The sequence below is a fragment of the Endozoicomonas arenosclerae genome (assembly GCF_001562015.1).
Classification (GTDB): Bacteria; Pseudomonadota; Gammaproteobacteria; order Pseudomonadales; family Endozoicomonadaceae; genus Endozoicomonas_A; species Endozoicomonas_A arenosclerae.
In genome coordinates this window covers 1-3,966 of record NZ_LASA01000022.1, presented here as the reverse complement: position 1 = coordinate 3,966, position 3,966 = coordinate 1, and the positions used below count along the sequence as shown (strand labels likewise).

3 protein-coding genes, 1 other RNA gene and 1 pseudogene are annotated in these 3,966 nt (G+C 44.8%); 3 read left to right on the top strand and 2 right to left on the bottom strand.

The window, feature by feature from the left end; all coding sequences use genetic code 11:
- Nucleotides 1-116, top strand: a pseudogene (locus WG89_RS31940) (IS5/IS1182 family transposase); the annotation flags it as partial.
- A 607-nt stretch (nt 117-723) separates the two neighbouring features.
- Here WG89_RS31940 and WG89_RS01935 read toward each other — a convergent pair.
- Together WG89_RS01935 and WG89_RS01930 are read right to left on the bottom strand one after the other, a co-directional pair.
- Nucleotides 724-1,248 (bottom strand): hypothetical protein, encoded by a 525-nt coding sequence (locus WG89_RS01935; protein WP_153301369.1) that lies wholly within the window; start codon nt 1,246-1,248, stop codon nt 724-726.
- Between the two features lie 41 nt (nt 1,249-1,289).
- Nucleotides 1,290-2,072, bottom strand: a complete 783-nt coding sequence (locus WG89_RS01930) for an AHH domain-containing protein (protein WP_062260611.1) — start codon at nt 2,070-2,072, stop codon at nt 1,290-1,292.
- 485 nt (nt 2,073-2,557) lie between these two features.
- On the opposite strand from WG89_RS01930, the gene WG89_RS01920 reads away from it, so the two are divergent.
- Both WG89_RS01920 and ssrA read left to right on the top strand, forming a co-directional pair.
- Nucleotides 2,558-3,160, top strand: coding sequence for a pentapeptide repeat-containing protein (locus tag WG89_RS01920; protein ID WP_062260607.1), 603 nt, complete (start codon nt 2,558-2,560; stop codon nt 3,158-3,160).
- 86 nt (nt 3,161-3,246) lie between these two features.
- Nucleotides 3,247-3,659: a transfer-messenger RNA gene (ssrA, locus tag WG89_RS01915) on the top strand.
- Nucleotides 3,660-3,966 lie beyond the last annotated feature (307 nt).

Sequence of the window (3,966 nt, the reverse complement as noted above, 5' to 3'; positions counted from 1 at the left end):
TTGGATTTATAAAAGCCAGGTATCGAGGTTTGAAGAAGAATGACAATAAACTGTCTACTTTATTTGCCCTGGCGAATATTGTTCGACTGGATCAAATGATCCGGGCACAGGGTTAGTCCGCCCTGAAGTCACGAAAGTGGCTAAATATCATACAAATAAGGGGTTGAGACCTCTGATTTCAGTCCTACTTCGAACTCGATTCAAGAAGGGAAGTAAATTAGAGGTTATTCGCAGGTTCCCTAATAACTATAGAGCACCTGGAAGATAGAAAAGGTCATATTATCTAAAAGTAGAAGGCGTTGCTCAGTGAACCAACAGGGTAAATCAGAACACACTCATATTTACAAGAAAGTACTGATCTGAACCACAAAAAGCCTCCCGTTAAAGAGCCACACACGGAGGACTGAAACACCGAGTAATTCAGGCTACCCCAACCTCCTCTACAAACTGTTCTTCATGGCTCAGTAACGTCCAAAAGTTAGATCAGGGCGACAAGTAAGAGTGGCTCACTACTTATGAGTAAGAAAAAATATTTATTCGCACCATTGCTGAGTGCAATGGTATTCACTGCTTTCCCAGAACAGACAAATCAGTTTTATGCACTGACAGACAGAGAACCCAATGCCGCCTTGAGCAGACAGAGAGAAGACCAGTTTTAGGGACAACTATCCTGATTCAGGCGCCCTCTCCGTGAATAGCACTCTCTTTCTGGTCGCAGCAAGTTCAGGCTGGAACACTTGCAGCAAGATTCTCTGTAAAGGCCAGTCCCTTTAAATCTGCCTGTTCTACGACGTCCACCAGTTGTTTGGAACAGAACATCTCAAAGCTGATCTCATTCTCATGCTTGAAGATATCATCGCTTTCATCATCAGAAAAAACTATAGACTCAACATCTGCAAAGATATCTTTATGCATTCGATATTTTATTTGTGCAGCATCAGAAGGTTTCAGGTTCAGGCAGTTGAAAAAATAGGCTGGGTTGCCATAGAGCTCACAGGGCAGAATTTCACCAAAGGGAGCAAGTATACCTTCCAAGGCACGAAAGGCTTTTTGATTCATCAGCAAAACACCCGACCGCCAAATACTTATATCTGCGAGACTTACTGTTCCTTCATTGTGGTAATAGCCAAGATCTAGAGGCTCCCAACATGCTTTTATCGATACATTTTTTTTACTGAGCTGCATAGCCGCAGCTTCACCGATATGGGGATCCAAAAGATCCAGAAAATCATCAACATCCAGCGTCAAACTCTGGTAGTTGGCTGCGTCTTCATGAACTTTATACAGAGTCACGACTTAAAAACCTCCTCCAGTGGCGGCTCAGTCACATAATCAGGCTGCTGCCCATCCCGCAATAGGGTTCGTATAGATAAAAGCTTACCTCTAAAAGCATCTTCATTATCGATGTTTCTGGTTCTGTTATGAACCCAATGCTCGTAGTTATAAGTGTGAATCTCAGCATGGGCATTGGCATGCTTCATAGCCGGATGGCCTTTATCGGAAATTTTTCTAGGCATCCAAACCCCATTATCAGGGTCATTGATCCTTATTCCGTGAAAATGCATATCAACTCTAGCTTCTGCAGCAAACCGAGTTCTACCTTTCCCCTGAACAATATGATGGGCTGTAAATCTCGACTTAGGATCTGGCGCATGTCGCCCATCATCCTCCATAAACTTTGCCAGAACTTTGGTGGGGTGATGAGCCTCTATACCCATAGCATTGCGAAGAATGGAACGATCTTTTCGTGTTGAATCTTCTGAAGGCTTCAGCTCTGTTCGATACTTTTCAAGACCATCCTGTACACTCACCTGAGTCAGGGTTGCCAGGCGCTCTGCAGCTAATTGTTTCAGCAAACGGTTGAGTTCACGGGACTTCTTGGAAAGAGCTTTCTCATCCGCTTTTGAAGGCTTAATACCATTTCCTTTCTTAGCCGCTTTTTTAGCAACATCGAACTCGCCTTTATCAGTGTGGTATTTCTTACACTTTTGCTCAAAGTCCGCCATGATTCGTTCAAGCGGGGTCATCTCGTGTAAACGTTTTGTTACGCACACACCGTGATCGTATTCCATACATCCATTCCATGATAATCACTTTTCCAACGCAGATTATCATAGAGTGGAATAAGGTCTAAAGGGTAAACGACTCATTACTGGCACTAAGATCAGAGATAAACCAGAGCACACAAATATTGAATAGAGCAGAGCAAGAAAATACAAGCAGCAACACCCATTTATAAGCTATTTAGACGCTGAAGAATGGAAATTTTTCTCTACATTACCCCCCGCCCCTGTGTTTTTTTCTCAGAGAGTAGCTGAGATCGAAGAAAGCAATGAAGTCGATGAAAACCTGAAAACCGAACTATGGAAACTGTCTTTACGAGCCTCTCGCTATACATGCCGCTTTAAGGACAACCGCTATAGTGTGGATGCAAACGTTCACCGTTCATACCTTCTGGCCAAGAGACAACTCTCTAAAAGAGGTATAGAAATTACTTTCTGATCATCAACCTGGAGGCATAGAATACCCTCTCTAATCATTCACCAAGGAACTTCCAGTGCAACAATTCGATCAAAACAGTCGGGAGTTCCTCTCCAATAGCTTTGAAAGCCTGGATTTATCCAACCAGACAGTTCAAGACACAGAATTCGACGACTGCACCTTCACAGGCTGTGATTTCAGTGAGGCAACCTTTGATAAGTGCCGATTCATCGACTGCCACTTCCAGAAGTGCAATCTAAGCCTGGCTCAACTCAGATACTGCCGATTTAATGATGTCTCATTCCAGGAGTGTAAGCTGGTAGGCGTTGACTGGACCAAGGCAGACTGGCCCAGTTTGGCACTCCCCTCCCCCATTCACTTTGATCAATGCATACTCAATGACTCCAGCTTTTTCGGACTTCATTTAGCTTCGATTCGTCTGCGAGAATGCAAAATTCACAATGCTGACTTCACCGATACTGACCTCAATCATGGGGAGTTCTGCTATTCAGACTTTACTGGAAGCACTTTTGCACGAACCAACCTGGAAAACTCAGACTTCACCGAAGCCAGCCAATATGACATTGATATCAACAATAATCGGGTTCAGGGAGCAAAATTCACACGCTACGAAGCCGCACGACTCTTGAGTTATCTCGGCATTGAACTGGTTAACTAGTCTCCCAGCCCCCGAGCCATCTATATAAAAAATTGTCTTAATTACATAGATGGCCTATAACTAAATGATCCCAGAAGTTTTGAACCGGGGGCGATCTGGATTCGACGACGGTATCGAAACCTAAGGTGCATGCCGAGGACGTAGTGGTTCTCGTTAATCAAAACACTACAAACCTTATAGTTGCCAACTTGGTAGCTCTTGGAGACGCTCAAAACGAACTCTTCGAAGAAGAGTTTGCATTTGCAGCTTAATCGTAGCTAAACCCTACGAGTTTCCCAGTCTGTCCGGCTCGTCTACTGGCCGGTTTTCGGACTGTCATCGTAAGTAGACTCGCGAGGCCCAGTATGCCTGTGGCTGGCCAGCTAAAACTTAACAGGATCGCTTGATAGAACCCCGACCGCTGGGTCGTTATTGAGTTAAATCCAAAGGCGGATCTAAGCATGTAGAGCCGAAGGCTGAGAATCGGCGGACGCGGGTTCAATTCCCGCCGCCTCCACCAACACGAAACCTCATGTCGCAAGACATGGGGTTTTTTATTAGCCGAAGGATGCTGGTGATGCACTTCGACAGGCTTGTATGTTTAACCTGTCTCTAATTATTTGTATAAGGTTAGAGGCGGGGGTGAGGGGCATCGACTGCTTACTGCCTTTCGGACAGACTGACTGAGAAATCCCCACCCACAAGCATGAGCGACGATTAGGAGCACTCCTACCTTACGGTAGACAATTTTTGCAAGCTAACGCCAGCTTGTGGTCACCCCCCCCCGTATGAAGATTAGATCTAGGTGACCGTTATGGAAACAATAC